Source organism: Sphingomonas jinjuensis (genome assembly GCF_014197105.1).
Lineage (GTDB): Bacteria > Pseudomonadota > Alphaproteobacteria > Sphingomonadales > Sphingomonadaceae > Sphingomonas > Sphingomonas jinjuensis.
Genome location: NZ_JACIEV010000004.1, coordinates 77323 through 93596 on the forward strand (window position 1 = coordinate 77323; position 16274 = coordinate 93596).

Genomic DNA, 16274 nt, shown 5'->3' on the forward strand with positions numbered 1-16274 from the left:
TAACCGCCTCATAACGCCTGCACTGTAGGGCAGGCACCATGAACCTGCGCCTGCCCGTCGGCCTCGCCGCGCTCGTCGCCGCCACCTCGTGCATCCCGCATGAGGCCGAGCGGCCGTCGGTGGCGCGTGCCGATCCGACCGTCGTCGAGGCGAAGGCGTTCGTCGACCGGCTCGCGTTCGGCGCCCCCTCGACCGCGCCGATCCCCGGCATCACCCCGCCGCATGGCGGCGATGCCCCGGTCGAGCCCGCTTCGATCACCGCAGCGCCGTCCTTCGTCGCCGCGTCCCGCTCCGCCGACGACGCCGCGCGCGCCGCCGACTGTCTGACCACCGCGGTCTATTACGAGGCGCGATCCGAGCCGCGCGACGGGCAGCGCGCGGTGGCGCAGGTCGTGCTCAACCGCGTCCGCGACCGGGCCTTTCCAGCAAGCATTTGCGGCGTCGTGTTCCAGGGCTCGGAGCGACGCACCGGCTGCCAGTTCAGCTTCACCTGCGACGGATCGATGCTGCGCGGCCGCCGCGACGAGGCCGCATGGCAGCGCGCACGCGAGGTGGCGGAGGCCGCGCTGGCGGGCGACGTCTATGCGCCGATCGGCTCCGCCACCTTCTTCCACACCACCGCGATCTCGCCCTGGTGGGCGCCCAGCCTGTCGCGGATCGGCACCGTCGGCGCGCACATCTTCTATCGCTGGCAGAATGCGATCGAACGCTCGCTCTCGTTTCGCCAGAGCTATGGCGGGTATGAGCCCGTGGCCACGCCGCGCGCGACCGACCTGATCGCCGACGCCGGTGAGCCGCCCGCCGCGACCACGCTCGACGCCGCCGGCTGGCGCGTTGCCGACGTGGCCGGCGTCACCGTCCACCGCACCGACCCGGCCGCCGACATTCAGGCCGCCGCCACCGCCGCGGTCGCCCCCGCCGAATCGGCCGAGACCAAGCCCACCGGCCGCACCATCCGCGCCGAAGTCGCCGGGGTGCGCATCCATCGCAACATCGAGGTCATGGTGGCGGACGAGAGCTGAGGCGATCTCGATCCTCCCCCGCCAGGGGGAGGTGGCGCCGAAGGCGTCGGAGGGGGAGGTAAGCGAATCATCATCGAAGGCGCGGTGCTTCCGCCCCCTCCGTCAGCTGCGCTGCCACCTCCCCCTGGCGGGGGAGGATGAAGGTGGCCGAAACGCACGCCACCGTACGTGACAAATGATTGCGCGCCACCCTCCTCGCGTTGGCGGGCGTCGTCGGCGCCAGTATCGCAGCGGTTCCTTCCCGATCTGCGCGCAGCGCAGGTTGCCGACCGTCAGGAGCGCCCCGTGTCGTCCGTCCTCTCCATCGCGCGAAGCTGGCGCACCGACGTCCCGGCCTCGCTGGTCGTCTTCCTCGTCGCGCTGCCGCTGTGCCTCGGCATCGCGCTCGCGTCGGGCGCGCCGCTGTTCTCGGGGCTGATCGCGGGTATCGTCGGCGGGATCGTCGTCGGTGCCGTGTCGAAGTCGCCGCTGTCGGTCAGCGGCCCCGCCGCCGGCCTGACCGTGATCGTGCTTCACGCGATCGAATCGGTGCCGACCTATCAGACGTTCCTGCTCGCCGTGGTGCTCGCCGGCATCCTGCAGATCATCTTCTCGTTCACGCGCGCCGGCATCCTCGCCGAATTCGTGCCGTCGTCGGTCATCACCGGCATGCTCGCGGCGATCGGCCTGATCCTGATCCTGAAGCAGATCCCGCACCTGATCGGCTATGACGGCGATTTCGAAGGCAGCTTCGTCTACGCCAGCCCGGGCGGCGGCAACACCTTCACCGATCTCGCACGCTCGTTCCGCGACGATATCCAGCCGGGCGCGGTGCTGATCGGCGTCGTCAGCCTCGCCTTCCTGTTCTGGTGGGACGCCGCCAGGCCCAAGAACGGGCCGCTGCGCTTCGTGCCGGGGCCGCTCGTGGTCGTGCTGATCGGCGTGATCGGCAACCTGCTGCTCGGAGTGATCGCGCCCGAATGGCAGCTCGGCTTCAAGCATCTCGTCCAGGTGCCGATCGCCGATAGCGTCGCGGGCTTCGTCGGCCTGTTCACCATCCCGGATTTCACCGCGATCGGCAACGCCGCGGTGTGGACGGCGGCGGTGACGCTGGCGATCGTCGCCAGCCTCGAATCGCTGCTGAGCGTGAAGGCGGTCGACGAGATCGACCCCAAGCGCCGCACCACCGACAAGAATTGGGAGCTGATGGCGCAGGGGACGGGCAATCTCGTCTCGGGCATGATCGGCGGCCTGCCGGTCACTTCGGTGATCGTGCGCTCGTCGGCGAACGTCGACGCCGGCGCCGACAGCAAGCTGTCCGCGATCCTCCACGCCACCTGGCTGCTGCTGTCGGTGGCGCTGGTGCCGGCGGTGCTCAACCTGATCCCGCTGTCGGCGCTCGCCGCGGTGCTGATCGCGACCGGCTACAAGCTCGCCAAGCCCAAGCTGTTCGTCGAGCGCTACAAGCAGGGTTGGACCCAGTTCGTGCCGCTGGTGGTGACGGTGATCGCGATCCTGTTCTCCGACCTGCTCAAGGGCATCATGGTCGGCATGGTCGTCGGCTTCATCTTCGTCATCGCGCGCAACTTCCGCACCGCGGTGACGACCGCCCATGACGGCGACGACTGGCTGATCCGGGCGCGCCGCAACCTGTACTTCATCCACAAGTACGAGCTGCAGAAGCGCCTGGGCATGGTGCCCGACGGCGCCAACCTGCTGATCGATTTGTCGTCGACCAGCTATGTCGACCTCGACAACATCGACGTCATCAACGCCTTCATCAAGAACGCCGGCTACCGCGGGATCACCGTCGTGGTCCGCGGCGACATCGCCGAGAAGACCGAAACCATGATCAACGCCCCCACCGCCAAGGTCCAGTACGCATGAAGGCGGTGAAGCAGCTGCTGCTCGCCAACCGCGCCTGGGCGACCGAGCTGACCGAGGAGAACGCCGACTTCTTCCTGCGCCAGACCGCGGGGCAGAAGCCGCAGTTCCTGTGGATCGGCTGTTCCGACAGCCGCGTCGCCCCCGAGCAGATGACGCAGACGCTGCCGGGCGGCATGTTCATCCACCGCAACGTCGCCAACCTGGTCAATCCAGACGACCTTAACCTGATGAGCGTCGTCCAGTTCGCGGTCGACACGCTGCAGGTGCCCAACATCATCGTGTGCGGCCACCACGACTGCGGCGGCATCAATGCGGTGCTCAACGGCGGCACGACGGGCCCGGTCGACCAGTGGCTCGACCCCGCGCGCCGGTCGCTGGTCGATCACGAGGACGAGGTGATGGCCCAGCCCAAGGGCGAGGCACGCGTCAACCGGCTCGTCGAGGTCAACGTCCGCGACCAGCTGGTCAACCTGGCCCGCACCGCCACCGTCCAGGACGCCTTCGCCCGCGGGCAGGAACTGACGCTGTACGGCTGGGTCTACGACATTCGCGATGGCCTGCTGAAGCCGTTGATGGAGATCGATGCGGCGACCGTCCTCGACGAGGTTGGGCGGCCGGGACCGGTGCTGCTGGCGTAAGTCATACTGATACCCCGTCATCCCGGCCTCGAGCCGGGATCCATCGGGCGGCAAGCGACTCAGCTCGTGGCGCAAAGACGTCGCTCGCGGCACCATGGATCCCGGCCCAAGGCCGGGATGACGGTGTCTTTTTTCGTCGCCTTCCCAGGAGATAGATCAGCGCGCGCAATCCCGCTAAGCTCCGGCAAAACAACCGGAGAGCGTAGCGATGTGCGATGAATTGACCGCCGGCGACAACGAGCATTTCCTCTCCCGCCGCGCGTTCGGTGCCGGCGCGGGCGCGGCCGGCATCGCCGCACTGCTTCCCAGTCCCGCCGACGCCGTGCCCGTCGCCGGCCGCCGCGTGACCATCAAGACGCCTGACGGCGCGTGCGACGCCTATTTCGTCGCTCCCACCAGCGGCAGGCATCCCGCGGTGCTGGTGTGGCCCGACATCATGGGCCTTCGCCCCGCCTTCGAGCAGATGGCGCGCCGCCTGGCCGAATCGGGCTATGCCGTGCTGACGGTGAACCAGTTCTACCGCTCGACCAAGGCGCCGTTCCTGAAGCCGGGCGAGTCGTTCGACCAGCCGGCGGTGCGCGATAAGATCATGCCGTGGCGCAGCGCGCTGACCCCGGCCGCGACCACCAGCGACGCCAATGCCTTCGTCGCTTGGCTCGACACGCAGAAGGAGGTCGACCCGAAGAAGCCGATGGGATCGTCTGGCTATTGCATGGGCGGCCCGATGGTACTCCGCACCGCCGCCGCGCAGCCGGCCCGCGTTCATGCCGGCGCGTCGTTCCATGGCGCGGCTCTCGTCACAGACGGGCCCGACAGCCCGGCGCTGCTCGTGCCCAGACTAAAGGGCGGCTATCTGATCGCCATCGCCGCCAACGACGATGCGCGCGCGCCGACCGACAAGGACAAGCTGCGCGCGGCCTTTGCAGCGGCCCAGGTGCCGGCCGAGATCGAGGTCTATGCCGGTGCGATGCACGGCTGGTGCCCGCCCGACAGCAAGGTCTACGACAAGGCGGCGGCGGAGAAGGCCTGGGCGCGCCAGCTCGCGCTGTTCAAGCGCCACCTGGCCTGAGGAAGCGATCGATGGCCCTGACCTTCTACACCAACCCGCAATCGCGCGGCCGGATCGCGCGCTGGATGCTCGAGGAGGTCGGCGCCCCCTACGAGACGGTCGTGCTCGACTATGCGACGACGATGAAGGGCGACGACTATCGCGCGATCAACCCGATGGGAAAGGTGCCCGCGATCGTCCACGACGGCCGCGTGGTGACCGAGGGCGCGGCAATCTGCGCCTATCTGGCCGACGCCTTTCCGCAGGCCGGACTGGCGCCCCCGACCGACGATCGCGCCGATTATTACCGCTGGATGTTCTTCGCGGCGGGGCCGTTCGAGCATGCGGCGATCGATCGCGCGCGCAAGATCGAAGTGACGCCCGAACAGTCGCGCATGGTCGGCTATGGCACGCTGGACACGGCGATCGATGCGCTGGCGGGCTTCCTGGACGAGCGTGAGTATATCGCCGCGGGCCGCTTCACCGCCGCCGACGTCTATGTCGGATCGCACCTGCTGTGGGGATCGCAGTTCGGCTGGCTGCCGCAGCGGCCGGCGTTCGACGCCTATATGGCGCGGCTGCGCGAGCGGCCCGCCTATGTCCGGGGAGGTGAGATCGACGACGCGTTGATGGCGGGGCAGTAAGTCCTCCCCGCTCGCGGGGAGGGGGACCGCGACGCGCAGCGGCATGGTGGAGGGGCTTGCAACACGCGATCACGCCGGTGGGCCTCCCCGTCGACGATCGCTAAGCGATGGGTCCCCTCCCCGTGCCAGGGAGCATGGTACGCCGCCGCGCTTCCACGGCATCCAGGATCGCACGCCGCTCGGCGTCGTCGCCCAGCCCCCAGCGCATGATCTCATCGACGCTGCGGTCACAGCCGCGGCACATGTCGGTTGCGGGATCGATCGCGCAGATGCCGGTGCAGGGACTTTTGGTCGTCATGCGGTAGCTGCCAAGAGCGTTCCGCCCTCACCCTTCCGGCGGGAGAGGGAAAATGCTGCCGAAGGCAGCGAAGGATGAGGACGGGTCAGCCGCCGAGGGTGACGTTGAGGAAACTCGGCACCGGCCCGTTCCAGCCGTCGTCCGGCCCATCGAAGCGCTCCTCGCGGCGGGGACGGCGATCCTCGCGGATGCGCTCGGGCCGGTCGTCGCGAGCGCGCACGGGACGCTCTTCGCGGATCGGCCGCTCTTCACGAACCGGACGCTCTCCTCGAACCGGACGTTCCTCCCGGCGCGGCCGCTCGGCGGCCCGTTCCTCGCGCGGACGTTCCTCGCGGCGGGGACGCTCGTCCCGCGGCTCGTCGCGGCGACCGCCACGGCGGCGCGGCGCTTCCTCGGCGGCGGCGGGCTCGGGCACGTCGTCCATCTTCAGCCGCTCGATCGTCTGGCCGGTCAGCTTCTCGATATTCTCGATATTCTCGGCGTCCTCGCTGGTGATCAGCGTGTACGCGGTGCCGGTCGCGCCCGCCCGGCCGGTGCGGCCGATGCGATGGACATAATCGTCGGGATGCCAGGGCGCGTCGAAGTTGAAGACGTGGCTGACGCCCTTGATGTCGAGCCCGCGGGCGGCGACGTCGGAGGCGACGAGGATGTTGATCTCGCCCTTCTTGAACAGGTCGAGCTCGGCCAGCCGCTGCGGCTGCTCCATGTCGCCATGGATCTCGCCCGAACGGAAGCCGTGCCGCTTCAGGCTCTTGTTGAGCTCGCGCACCGTCGTCTTGCGATTGCAGAAGATGATCGCGGTCTTGACGTCCTCTACCGCCAGCAGCCGGCGCAGCGCGTCGCGCTTCTTGAAGGCATTGCCGCTGACGGGGACCAGCATCTGCTTGATGTTGAGGTTCGTCGACGCCGGGCGCGACACCTCGATCCGCTTAGGATTGTTCAGGAACTTGTCCGCCAGCTTCTTGATCGGCGGCGGCATCGTCGCCGAGAACAGCAGCGTCTGGCGGTTGGCCGGCAGCTTGGTGCAGATCTCCTCGATGTCGGGGATGAACCCCATGTCGAGCATCCGGTCCGCCTCGTCGATGACGAGCAGGCTGCACCCGGTCAGCAGGATATTGCCGCGGCCGAACAGGTCCATCAGCCGCCCGGGGGTCGCGATCAGCACGTCGACGCCCTTTTCCAGCGCCTTAATCTGGTCGCCCATCGACACGCCGCCGATTAGCAGCGCCATCGAAAGCTTGTGATTCTTGCCGTATTTCTCGAAATTCTCGGCAACCTGCGCGGCAAGCTCGCGCGTCGGCTCGAGGATCAGCGACCGCGGCATCCGAGCGCGACTGCGACCGTGCGCCAGGATATCTATCATCGGCAGCACGAAGCTGGCGGTCTTGCCCGTCCCCGTCTGCGCGATGCCGATCATGTCGCGCATCATCAGCACCGACGGGATCGCGGCAGCCTGAATCGGCGTGGGTTCGGTATAGCCGGCGTCGGTGACGGCGGCGAGGAGTTCGTCTGAAAGGCCGAGGTCGGCAAAAATCATCTGGTCGTCCGGAAACGCGCGTCCGGGACGCCCGGGCACGACAGCCCGTCCGGGCTTGCGGATTTGGGGGCGAAAGTCAAGAAATTGCGAAGCTCAGTCCCGCGCCACCAGATTCTTGAACCCGTCGATCCCGCAGCTCGCGCCCGAGCGCACGCGGATCGAGTCGCGACCGGCGCAGGCCATGCCGTCGGCGCTCGGCTTCAGATAGAAGCCCGAATAGAAATCGAGCGGGCGGCAATCGTCGTCCAGCTTCGCGCGAATCCGCTTGCCGCCCGTCATCACCAAGTCGACAGCCGACTTTTCGCTGACCAGCGCGCCCGCCATGCTGCCGATGGCGACGCACTTCGGCCCCTTCTTTTCCTTCCAGCGGATCGGTTTGGGCGGCGGCGCGCGCGACACCGGGACGCGCACGATGATCCGCTGGCGGATCGTCAGCTGCGCGAAGGAGACGCCATCGAGCGACGAATCGCCGCGACCGGCAGCGGTAGGCGCGAGCAGCGCGAGCAGCGTGACGGGGATGGCTGGATGGATCATGCGTTCTGCCCCATTCCCTACGTCCCGTCGTTGAACGACCGATGAACTTGGCCTACCCGCCGGCACCATGACCCCCGCCCAGACCGCGATGATCGGCGCCCTCGCCGGCACGCTCGATGCCAAGGCGATCCTGACCGACGCCGCGGATATCGAACCCTGGCTGATCGACTGGCGGCGGCGGTTCCACGGTGCCGCGCCAGCGATCCTGTCGCCGACATCCACCGACCAGGTCGCCGCGATCATGCAGGCCGCGAGCGCGCATCGCGTGCCGCTGGTGGCGCAGGGCGGCAACAGCTCGATGGTCGGCGGCGCCACCCCGCCCGGCGACGGCGAGGCGCTGATCCTGTCGCTGCGCCGGATGAACCGCATCCGCCGCCTCGACGCCGAGGCGAACCTGGCGGTGTGCGAGGCGGGCGTAATCCTGGCCGACCTGCACGCCGCGGCGATCGAGGCCGGGCGCCGTTTCCCGCTGTCGCTCGGCGCCAAGGGCAATGCGTCGATCGGCGGCCTCGTCTCGACCAACGCGGGCGGCACCCAGGTGCTGCGATTCGGGTCGATGCGCGGGCTGGTCGCGGGCGTCGAGGCGGTGCTGACCAACGGCGAGGTCTATGACGGGCTGGCGGCGCTGAAGAAGGACAATCGCGGCTATGATCTCGACCAGTTGCTGATCGGCGCCGAAGGGACGCTGGCGATCGTCACCGCTGCGACGCTTCGCCTCGTGGCGCTGCCGCCGGCAACGGTCACGGCATGGGCCGCCACCGATGACCCCGAGCATGCCTTGCGCCTGCTTCGTCGGTTGCAGACCGCGACCGACGCGACCGAGAGCTTCGAGATCTTGCCGGCGGAAACGCTCGCCGCCGCGCTGGCCTATCTTCCCGACGTCAGGCCGCCCGTCGCCGGCCGCCAGCGCTGGCATCTGCTGATCGAGGTCACCGACGCCGACACCGCGCTGCTCGAACGCGTGCTGGCGGCAGCGCTGGACGATGGCCTGATCGGCGATGCGACCATCGCGGCGAGCGAGGCGCAGGCGCACTCCTTCTGGCGACTGCGCGAATCGCTGTCCGATGCCGAGCGCGCAACCGGACCGGCGACGCAGCACGACCTGTCGGTTCCCGTCGAGGCGATGCCGCGCTTCATGGTCGAGGCGGCGGCGGCCTGCGACGCGCGCTTCCCCGGCACGCGGGCGAGCGGCTTCGGCCACCTCGGCGACGGCAACATCCATTTCCACGTCCGCGGCCCCCGCGACGCCAACCGCGAACGCTGGCTGGCCGACCATGCCGCGGCGATCACGCACTTCGTCGACGACCTCGTCACCGCGGCCGGGGGTTCGATCGCGGCGGAGCATGGCATCGGCCAGATGAAGATCGACGAGCTCGCCCGCCTCGCCTCGCCTGCGAAGCTGACCGCGATGCGCGCGATCAAGGCGGCGATGGATCCGCTCGGCCTGCTCAACCCGGGCAAGCTCGTGGCGCTTGCCTCGCCGCCCGCCAACCAATAGAGCCTCGCGCCAGTCGGCGCACGGCGTCGCTCTCCCTTCTTAGCCTTTTTTCGGAGTTGTCCCCGATGGCCAGCGCGCCGCCGCTTCCGCTCTTCTACAACGGCCTCGAGCCGCTCTCGAGCGAGACCCACGCCAACTGGCGCATCCGCGCGCAGGACAGCGCGCCCTTCCTCATCGGTCAGCACGCCGTGCCGATCACCGTCGAGGAATTTCCGCTGGTGCAGCGGCATATGCCGATCGTCTTCTCGGTCGGTCCCGACGCGATCCCGCTGGCGCTGATGGGCCTGAACGAGGGCGTTAACGTCTTCATGGGCGACGACGGCAAGCTGCTCGACGCGAACTTCTACGTGCCGGCCTATGTCCGCCGCTATCCGTTCATGCTCGCGCGCCTGCGCCCCGATACCGAAGAGCTGTCACTGTGCTTCGATCCGACGTCGCAGGCGATCGGTCCGTTCGAAGAGGGCGAGCCGCTGTTCACCGATGGCCAGCCCTCGGAAACAACCAAGAACATCCTGTCGTTTACCGAGCAGTTCGAACAGTCGGGCGCCAACACCCAGGCGTTCATGAACGAGCTGCGTGAGAGCGGCCTGCTGATGGACGGCGAAGTGTCGATCCAGCTCGACGGCACCGACCAGCCGTTCATCTATCGCGGCTTCCAGATGATCGACGAGCAGAAGCTGGCCGACCTGCGCGGCGACCAGCTGCGCAAGATGTCGCAGTCGGGCATGCTGCCGCTGCTCTATGCGCACATGTTCTCGCTGTCGCTGATGCGCGACCTGTTCGGTCGCCAGGCGCAGCAGGGTCGTGCGCCGCTGCCCAACGGTGGATTCTGACGGCCCGGTCCTCCCCCGCTGGGGGAGGACCGACCGGTTCCACTTGACTTACATCGGTACGCCTGCCGACACTCGCGCCTCACAACGAAGGCCAAGCGAATGACGAGGCTACCCTACGACCGGCGCTATCACGGCGTCGCCATCGCCTTCCACTGGTCGATCGCGGTGCTGGTCATCGCGAACCTCGCGATCGGGCTACTGCATGAATCGTTGCTCAAGGGCACGATGGGCCTGCACAAGTCGATCGGGCTGACCGTCCTCGTCCTGACGCTCGGCCGCGTCGCGTGGCGGCTGGCGCATCGGCCGCCGCCGCTCCCCGGCAATATCGCGCACCTGGAACGTGGTTTGGCGCATGCCACGCATTGGACGCTCTACCTGCTGATGATCGCCATGCCGCTGACCGGCTGGGCAATGGTGTCCGGCGGGCCGGTGCGTCGCCCGCTCGCTTGGTTCGGGCTGTTCGACGTTCCCTATCTGCCGGTCGCGCCGGCGACGAGCGATGCGGCGGGCAATGCGCACGGGTTGCTGGGCTGGTTGATGCTCGCGCTCGTCGTGCTGCATGTCGCCGCAGCGCTTCGCCACCGCTTCGTCCTGAAGGATCAAGTCCTCGCGAGGATGCTGCCGCACGGGTGACGATGAAAAATTCGTAATTCGGGCAAAAAAGGGTTGAACCTTCTGCCCAGATCACCATTTTACTTCTGTACGGTGCTCGTGTCCCCCCTTTCGCGACACCGTATGGCACATCCTCGGATGTGTCTCCTCCCTGAACCTTGGCCACCTCGTGCTTCGCGCGAGGTGGTTTTTTTATTCCGCCGCAATCGCGAACGGCATCGAACGGCCGCCAAGCGCCTCGTCCGCCAGCGAATCGATGATCGCGCGGACCAGTGCCGCCGTCGCCGGGAGGCCCGCGCCCGGCTGGTCGAGCGCGGCATCCAGATACAGCGTGCGGTCGATTTCCAGCTGGATCGCATGGATGTCGCGCGCCGGCGCGCCGTGGCGGTCGAGGATATGGCCGCCGGCATAGGGTGTGTTCAGCGCCGTCCGAAGTCCCGCCGTACCGGCCACCCCCTCGACCCGCGCGACGAAGCGGGTCGCCGCGGATCGCCCGAACCGGTCGCCCACCACGATGCGCACGCCGGTCGCGAGCGGCGGCATCGAGTGAATGTCGAGCAGCACCGCGACGCCGAAACGTGCCCGCGCCGCCGCCAGCGCGCGATCGACCGCGCGGTGATAGGGACGATGATCCGACGCGATCCGCGCCTCGACATCGACGGCCGCGAAGCGCCGCCGCCACAGGTCGCCCGCCGCTCCCGCGCGCCGCGGCACCAGCCCCAGCCCCGAGCGGATCTTGGCCGATCGGATCGGCTGGCCGGTGCTGCGCGCGCCCTCGTCGACCTGCGGGTCGCGTTCGTCCTCCGCCCGGTTGAGGTCAATCCAGGCGCGTGCCCGGCGCTGGACGAGCATCGTCTCGCGGCGATGCGCGACCAGGGCCACGGCGTCGACGAAGCGATCCTCCAGCACCACCAGCGCTTTCTCCGGCACCCGCAGCGCCGCGCGCAGCGCCAGCGGATAGTCGCGCCCGGCGTGCGGCACCGACACCACGACCGGGCTCTCGGGCGTCGGCTCGCCCAGCAGATCGAACGATCCGTCCATCTTCGCACACGCTATATCGGCGGTGCGCGACATGCGCTCTGGAATTCTTTACACTTCCCGCGATAATCGCTGGCGCTTGCAACGAGGGACGAGAACGGTGATCCGCATCCTGCTGGCAGAAGACGATCAGGTGATGCGCGAGTATCTGACGCGCGCGCTCGAACGCTCGGGCTATGCCGTGACCTCGGTTGATCGCGGCACCGATGCCATCCCCCTGCTCGAAAGCGAACGCTTCGACCTGTTGCTGACCGATATCGTCATGCCGGAGATGGACGGCATCGAGCTGGCACGCCGCGCCGGGACGATCGACCCCGAGCTGCGCGTCATGTTCATCACCGGTTTCGCGGCGGTCACGCTGCGCGCGGGCCAGGAAATGCCGGGCGCCCGCGTGCTGTCGAAGCCGTTCCACCTGCGCGATCTGGTGTTGGAGATCGACCGGATCTTCGACGTCGGCAACGCGTCGGGACTTTGACCGCAAAGGCGCTTGCACTCGCGCGAAAGCGCGGCTAGACGCGCCACTCCCGGCGGGCGTGTAGCTCAGTGGTAGAGCACTGTGTTGACATCGCAGGGGTCGCAAGTTCAATCCTTGCCACGCCCACCATCAAAAACCCTCGGTTGCCGATCGGCTTCCGGGGGTTTTTGCTGTTGGTGGTCACGATGACCGACATGGGCCGGGGCGCCTTGCGCCCCCTGCCCTCGTCAGTTGAGCGGCAACGCGTCGCCGTTGTGGCCCTTCGGATGTTGCAGGAACGGCCGCGCGTCGCTGGCCGAGCGCGGCATCCCGCCACTCGCCGCCGCGATCAGCCGGTCGAGCAGTTCCTGCCCCTCGTGCCAGGCGCCGATGCCGCTTACCGCATTGATATGGCCGAGCGGCCCGACGTCGACGAAATGGCTGCCCCATGCTGCCGCCAGGCTATGAGCGCGCGCAGGATCGATCCACGGGTCGTCCTGCGACGATACCAGGATCGTGGGAAACGGCAGCGGTACGGCAGGGCTGGGTGCGAAGCCGCTCAGCTCGACCGGCGCATCGGCACGGTCGACATCGGCGGGCGCCACCAGCAACGCGCCTGCGACGGGCCATCCGTAAGGCTGCGGCGACAACGTCGCCCACCAGGCGACCGCCAGGCAGCCCAGGCTGTGCGCCGCCAGGACCACCGGCGCCTGGGCGCGGCGGATCGCTTCGTCCAGCTTCGTCACCCAGCTGTTGCGATGCGGCCGTTGCCACATGCCGAGGTCGGCGCGAATCGTGTTGGGGCGGTTCTGTTCCCAGATCGTCTGCCAATGCGAAGGGCCGGAGCCGCCCAGCCCCGGAACGGTGATGATCGTCGGACGATTGCCCATGTCGGGCGCAAAACTATCCATGGCCCATCTCCTCACGGCGCTTGGCTGCGCCGAACACCTACTTATCAGGTGGGAAATGACGAGCCGAGGACAAGTTGCGACCGCATCGCCGCACCGTGGCGGCGATGCGGCCAGCCGATTGTCACCAGTCGAAGGGTTCGATCGCGTTGATCCGGGCGGTCAGGAAGGAATCGGCGACCAGGCGAAGCGGCGTGATGTCGACGTCCGACGAGCCGGCGCGCACGATGTCGGCGAAGCGCCGATAGAGGCCGGGATATTCGCCGTGCAGGTCGGTATCGCCGGCATGCTCGCCGCCGCCAGCGATCGACAGCTCGCCGCCGCCCTTTGCCAGCGTCAGCGTTCCCGCATCGGTTTCGACGACGATATCCCAGCTCTGCGGGCCCTCCTGCCGGAAATCGAGGTCCATCGTCACCGGTGCCCCGGCGGCATCGCGGAAAGCGATTCGCGCGGCGATCGGCGCGGCGCGGTTCGCGGGCACGTCCAGCTCGGCGGTTTCGACGAAGAAGGGACGCGGCAGGACGCGGGTCGCGATCGACAGCGCGTTGATGCCGGGATCGAACACGCCGAAGCCCCCCGCCTCGAAGATCCAGTCCTGGCCCGGATGCCAGACGCGAACGTCCTCGCGCCAGGTGATCGTCACCGCGCGGATATCGCGCGTCGCCAGCCACGCACGCGCGGGCTCGACACCCGCGGCGTAGCGCGAGTGCCAGCTGGCGAACAGGCTGACGCCCTTCGCGTCGGCGGCGTCGCGCAGCGCCTCCACCTCGGCCAGCGTCGCGCCCGGCGGCTTTTCGAGGAAGACGTGCCAGCCCTGCTGGATCGCGAAATGTGCGATCGCGCGGCGTGGCTGCGGCGGCGTACACAGCGCCACCGCATCGATCTCGACCCCAGAGGCCGCCAGCTCCTCGATCGAGTGGAAGAAGGGCACGCCCGCCTCCCCCTCGCCATGGCGGCTGACGGTGGCGGCCAGAACGATGTCGGGATTGCTCGCGATCGCAGGCAGATGCTGGTCGCGGGCGATCTTGCCCATGCCGACCAGCGCGAGGCGGATCGGACCGCTCAAAGCGCGCGCACCGCGACGGGGACCGCGTCGGCGACGCTGAGTGCGTTACGCAGCGGCAGCGTGAAGGGCGCAGCTTCGATCTCGAACACATCGCCCGGCTGAGCCGTCACGCCGTCGCTGAACGACAGCGTCGCGGTGCCGAAGAAATGGACGTGGACGTCGCCCGGCCGACGGAAACCCGCATATTTGAAATGATGCGCCTCCAGGTTCGACAGGTGGTGCGACATGTTGGCCTCGCCGGTCAGGAACGGCTTTTCCCACAGCACCGTGCCGTCGCGCAGGATGCGACTGGTGCCGCGGATGTCGGCGGGCGGCTCCCCCAGCAGCAGCTCGGGACCGAGCGCCGCCTGGCGCAGCTTCGAATGCGCGAGCCACAGATAGTTGTGCCGCTCGGTGACATGATCGCTGAACTCGTTGGCGAGCGCGACGCCCAGACGATAGGGCGTGCCGTCGTCGCCGATCAGATAGATCCCCGCCAGCTCGGGCTCCTCGCCGCCGTCCTTGGCGAAGGCGGGCGAGACCAGCGGCGCGCCGGGGCCGACCAGCCCCTGGCCATCACCCTTGTAGAACCATTCGGGTTGCTGCCCCTCGGCGCCGTCGGCAGGCTTGCCACCCTCGACGCCCTCCAGGAACATCCGCATCGAATCGGTCGGGCGCTCGGCGCTGGCCGCCGCCTTGTGCATCGCATCGCGGCCCTCCGCCGAGCCGAGGTGGGTCAGCCCCGTCCCCGCCAGCACGAGACGCGCCGGATCGACATGGTCGATCGCGGGCAGCAACCGCCCCGCCGCCAGTTCGGCAGCCGGGTCGACCGCCGCCCCGATGCGACGCTGCCGCGCCGCTTCGAGCAGCGTCGTGCCCTCGGCGATGGCGATCGCGGCAAGGTCGCGAACGGTGCCGACACCGGCGAGAAACGATGCGGCATCGCCTTCCGCCAGGATCAGTTGGCGACAGCCATCCTCGCCGCGATGCTGCATCAACCGCGCCGCGCTCATGCCGCACCACCGCCGTTACGCGTCGCCAGAATCACAACCACGACACTCTCCCGTTATTTGCATGACAATTAACTGTTTCAGCCGCGCGGTCAAACCTTATGGCTTGGCCGCAGGCCAAAACGGATCCTTACTTTGTCCGACAATCGGCAATTATGCGAGGCGATGCCGCGATGGCCGTCATACGGTCTTAATCCATATTGCCGGTAGTCGAAAACCTCGCATGCTGATCGTATACCGTTGAATGCCGGAGCGGACAATGAGGGTGGCGGGTGTCGCGGGGAGTGAGCGTCTAGCGCTGCCGTTCCCCCGCGGCGGACCGACTGAAATCACCCGTTAGTGGAGGCGAAGTTGACGACACCAAAGCAGGCAACGACACCGTCGCCTCCCGCGCGCGGCAGGCGAGGGGTGGGCGGCATTGCTCTGCGTTGCGTCGCCCTGTCGCTGGCGGCGTCGGGGTGCGCGAGTGTATCCCGCCCGCCCGCCGCGCTTCGCCTGGCGCCATTCTATACGCAATATGTCGACGCGCGCGGCGTGCCGATCACGGCGTCGTCGAAGGTGGCGCGCGCCACGCTGAAGCGGGCACGCAGCATCGTCCTGCAGATGCTCGAACGGCGGCCCGACATCCGCCGGGCGTTGGTCGCGATGGGCGCGCGGGTCGCGATCATGGCGCAGAGCGAGGGCACGATGGATCTGCCCGAGCAGGCCGACTGGAAGAAGCCGAAGCGTGACGACCCGGTCCTGACTGTGTGCGAGCGCAAGCATTACGACGAGCGCATCGGCCGTCTGAGCGACCGCGACTATTGGAACGGGCGCGCGCGGGGCATGGGCGGCCTGCTGACGAGCGGCGCCGAGGAAAATCTGATGGCGGTGCCGCACACCCGCTATTTCGGCGAGAATATCTTCGTCCACGAATTCTCGCATGAGATCATGACCGGGATCGAGCGAGCCGATCCCGATCTGTTTCGCCGCATCCAGAACCGCTATCGCGTGGCGAAGGCGGCGGGGCTGTGGAAGGGCGAATATGCCGAGACGACCGCCGAGGAATATTGGGCCGAAGGGACGCAGTTCTGGTTCAATTCAAACAAGCTGGCCGTCATCGATGGCCAGCGCATCCTGTCGGACGAGGACCTGCGCCGCTATGATCCGGCGCTCTATGCGCTGCTGAGCGAGGTCTATGGCGATCGCCACCGCCTGGACGGCGACACCTTCTGGAACCACCCCGCCCGCGTCCCGCCGGGGCCGCCGCGCCAGTCCACCGCCGAGGTCTGCTGATCGCCGATCGAAGG

The 16274-nt window shown here is 68.2% G+C and carries 17 protein-coding genes and 1 tRNA gene; 11 read left to right on the top strand and 7 right to left on the bottom strand.

What is annotated here, in order from left to right:
- Positions 1-38 precede the first annotated feature (38 nt).
- The 5 genes from GGQ80_RS07945 to GGQ80_RS07965 all read left to right on the top strand — a co-directional run bounded on the left by GGQ80_RS07945 (position 39) and on the right by GGQ80_RS07965 (position 5218).
- Positions 39-1022, top strand: a complete 984-nt coding sequence (locus GGQ80_RS07945) for a cell wall hydrolase (protein ID WP_183983540.1) — start codon at positions 39-41, stop codon at positions 1020-1022.
- Positions 1023-1307: 285 nt separating this feature from the next.
- On the top strand, positions 1308-2888 hold the full coding sequence (locus GGQ80_RS07950) for a SulP family inorganic anion transporter (RefSeq protein WP_183983542.1): 1581 nt from the start codon (positions 1308-1310) through the stop codon (positions 2886-2888).
- On the top strand, positions 2885-3526 hold the full coding sequence (locus tag GGQ80_RS07955; RefSeq protein ID WP_183983544.1) for a carbonic anhydrase: 642 nt from the start codon (positions 2885-2887) through the stop codon (positions 3524-3526). Before GGQ80_RS07950 ends, GGQ80_RS07955 begins: the two co-directional genes overlap by 4 nt.
- A 208-nt stretch (positions 3527-3734) precedes the next feature.
- Complete coding sequence (locus tag GGQ80_RS07960) at positions 3735-4595, top strand: dienelactone hydrolase family protein (protein ID WP_183983546.1); 861 nt, start codon at positions 3735-3737, stop codon at positions 4593-4595.
- Positions 4596-4606: 11 nt separating this feature from the next.
- Positions 4607-5218 carry a glutathione S-transferase family protein gene (locus GGQ80_RS07965; protein ID WP_183983548.1) on the top strand — a complete coding sequence of 204 codons (612 nt, stop codon included), beginning with the start codon at positions 4607-4609 and terminating at the stop codon, positions 5216-5218.
- A 100-nt stretch (positions 5219-5318) separates the two neighbouring features.
- Here GGQ80_RS07965 and GGQ80_RS07970 read toward each other — a convergent pair whose 3' ends face one another.
- The 3 genes from GGQ80_RS07970 to GGQ80_RS07980 all read right to left on the bottom strand — a co-directional run bounded on the left by GGQ80_RS07970 (position 5319) and on the right by GGQ80_RS07980 (position 7587).
- Entirely contained in the window at positions 5319-5516 is a 198-nt protein-coding gene (locus tag GGQ80_RS07970) for a DUF1289 domain-containing protein (protein WP_183983550.1), read from the bottom strand.
- A gap of 85 nt (positions 5517-5601) precedes the next feature.
- Entirely contained in the window at positions 5602-7053 is a 1452-nt protein-coding gene (locus GGQ80_RS07975) for a DEAD/DEAH box helicase (RefSeq protein ID WP_183983552.1), read from the bottom strand.
- Positions 7054-7146: 93 nt separating this feature from the next.
- Entirely contained in the window at positions 7147-7587 is a 441-nt protein-coding gene (locus GGQ80_RS07980) for a hypothetical protein (RefSeq protein WP_183983555.1), read from the bottom strand.
- A 67-nt stretch (positions 7588-7654) separates the two neighbouring features.
- On the opposite strand from GGQ80_RS07980, the gene GGQ80_RS07985 reads away from it, so the two are divergent.
- The 3 genes from GGQ80_RS07985 (at position 7655) to GGQ80_RS07995 (ending at position 10551) form a co-directional block, all read left to right on the top strand.
- The gene (locus tag GGQ80_RS07985; RefSeq protein ID WP_183983556.1) at positions 7655-9085 is read left to right on the top strand and encodes an FAD-binding oxidoreductase; all 1431 of its coding nucleotides are present in this window, start codon (positions 7655-7657) and stop codon (positions 9083-9085) included.
- Between the two features lie 65 nt (positions 9086-9150).
- Entirely contained in the window at positions 9151-9918 is a 768-nt protein-coding gene (locus tag GGQ80_RS07990; RefSeq protein ID WP_183983558.1) for a SapC family protein, read from the top strand.
- 99 nt (positions 9919-10017) lie between these two features.
- A complete protein-coding gene (locus tag GGQ80_RS07995) occupies positions 10018-10551 on the top strand; it encodes a cytochrome b (protein ID WP_183983560.1) in 534 nt (177 codons plus the stop codon).
- A 171-nt stretch (positions 10552-10722) separates the two neighbouring features.
- Here the strand turns inward: GGQ80_RS07995 and GGQ80_RS08000 are convergent, their stop codons facing one another.
- A complete protein-coding gene (locus tag GGQ80_RS08000) occupies positions 10723-11604 on the bottom strand; it encodes an N-formylglutamate amidohydrolase (RefSeq protein ID WP_246346951.1) in 882 nt (293 codons plus the stop codon).
- Positions 11605-11668: 64 nt separating this feature from the next.
- On the opposite strand from GGQ80_RS08000, the gene cpdR reads away from it, so the two are divergent.
- Positions 11669-12043, top strand: a complete 375-nt coding sequence (cpdR, locus tag GGQ80_RS08005; protein WP_183983562.1) for a cell cycle two-component system response regulator CpdR — start codon at positions 11669-11671, stop codon at positions 12041-12043.
- Between the two features lie 54 nt (positions 12044-12097).
- Positions 12098-12172 (top strand) — tRNA-Val (locus tag GGQ80_RS08010).
- Positions 12173-12270: 98 nt separating this feature from the next.
- Here the strand turns inward: GGQ80_RS08010 and GGQ80_RS08015 are convergent.
- From GGQ80_RS08015 to araD1, 3 genes are all read right to left on the bottom strand, one after another.
- Positions 12271-12933 carry an RBBP9/YdeN family alpha/beta hydrolase gene (locus tag GGQ80_RS08015; RefSeq protein ID WP_183983564.1) on the bottom strand — a complete coding sequence of 221 codons (663 nt, stop codon included), beginning with the start codon at positions 12931-12933 and terminating at the stop codon, positions 12271-12273.
- Positions 12934-13054: 121 nt separating this feature from the next.
- Positions 13055-13996 carry a Gfo/Idh/MocA family protein gene (locus tag GGQ80_RS08020; protein WP_183983566.1) on the bottom strand — a complete coding sequence of 314 codons (942 nt, stop codon included), beginning with the start codon at positions 13994-13996 and terminating at the stop codon, positions 13055-13057.
- A complete protein-coding gene (araD1, locus tag GGQ80_RS08025) occupies positions 13993-14988 on the bottom strand; it encodes an AraD1 family protein (RefSeq protein WP_183983568.1) in 996 nt (331 codons plus the stop codon). Before araD1 ends, GGQ80_RS08020 begins: the two co-directional genes overlap by 4 nt.
- Positions 14989-15393: 405 nt before the next feature.
- Here araD1 and GGQ80_RS08030 point away from each other — a divergent pair, with 405 nt between their 5' ends.
- The gene (locus GGQ80_RS08030; protein WP_343050946.1) at positions 15394-16260 is read left to right on the top strand and encodes a glycoside hydrolase; all 867 of its coding nucleotides are present in this window, start codon (positions 15394-15396) and stop codon (positions 16258-16260) included.
- Positions 16261-16274 lie beyond the last annotated feature (14 nt).